1 protein-coding gene is annotated in these 1,154 nt (G+C 74.8%); it reads left to right on the top strand.

What is annotated here, in order from left to right:
* Nucleotides 1-8: 8 nt before the first annotated feature.
* On the top strand, nucleotides 9-1,154 hold a 1,146-nt coding region (locus R6V09_RS53560), incomplete at its 3' end, for a sensor histidine kinase (RefSeq protein WP_317888615.1).

The raw sequence follows: 1,154 nt of genomic DNA, 5'->3' as shown, positions 1-1,154 counted from the left end.
CGGGCGCGCTGCTGCTGTGCGCGGCCGTCGCGGCTGCGGCACACGCGTACCAGACCGCCCGTGTCACCCGCCGCCGGCTGGAGGCCGTCACCCTGGAGGCGGGCCGGCTGTTGCAGGAACGGGCCCGGCTGAGCACGGAGTTGGACCGCGAGCGCGTTCAGCTGACCGAGGAGCTGACCCACGAGCGGGCCCGGCTGACCGCGGAACTCACGCAGGAGAGCACCCGGTTGACCTCCGAGTTCTCCCAGGAACGGATGCGGCTCACCACGTCCTTCACGGAGGAACGCGCCCGGCTCACCGCGGAGTACACCGCGGAGCGCACCCGCCTCACGGACGAGAGCGCCGAGGAACGCGCCCGGCTCACCGCCGAGAACGCGCGGCTGTCCGAGCGGGCCCGCCGGGACTCCCACGAGCGTGACGCCGCGCTCTCCGCGACCGCCAACGCGGCGGGCCGTATGCAGGCGTTGGCCACCGGCATGCTCGCCGACCTGCGCGCGATGGAGGAGCGGCACTCCGACGAGGACGTCCTCGCCGACCTGCTGCACCTCGACCACCGCACCGCGCAGGCGGGCCGCCTCGCCGACTCCGTCGCCGTCCTCACGGGCGCCCGTTCCGGCCGTCGTTGGGCCCGCCCGATCGCCATGGAGTCGATCCTGCGCGGCGCGATGGGCCGGATCAGCGGCTACCAGCGGGTGCGGGTGCACTCCGCGAGCGACGCCGCCGTCGCCGGGCACGCGGCCGAGGGCGTGATGCACGCGCTCGCCGAACTCCTCGACAACGCCGCGAACTTCTCGCCGCCGACTGCCGAAGTGCATGTGTACGTCGAGGAGGTGCCGGCCGGGGTCATCCTGTCCGTCGAGGACAGCGGCCTGGTCATGGGCGACATCCAACTCCGGCGCGCCGAACGGGCCGTGGGCGGTGACTCCGCCGAGCTGGGCGGTCTCACCGGCACCCGGCTCGGCCTCGCGGTCGTCGGCCGGCTGGCCCGCAAGTACGGCCTGAAGGTGTCGTACCGGCCCTCCGCGCGCGGCGGCACGGGCGTCCTGATGCTCGTACCGCAGGACATCCTGGTGCCGCAGGACACCCCGGCGGCTCCGCAGGAGGTCCTCGCGCGCCCCGAGCCGTCGGCCGCCCTGCCGACCGCGACCGCGACC

Source organism: Streptomyces sp. W16 (assembly GCF_033194735.1).
Classification (GTDB): Bacteria; Actinomycetota; Actinomycetes; order Streptomycetales; family Streptomycetaceae; genus Streptomyces.
This window is presented reverse-complemented; position numbering and strand designations above follow the sequence as displayed.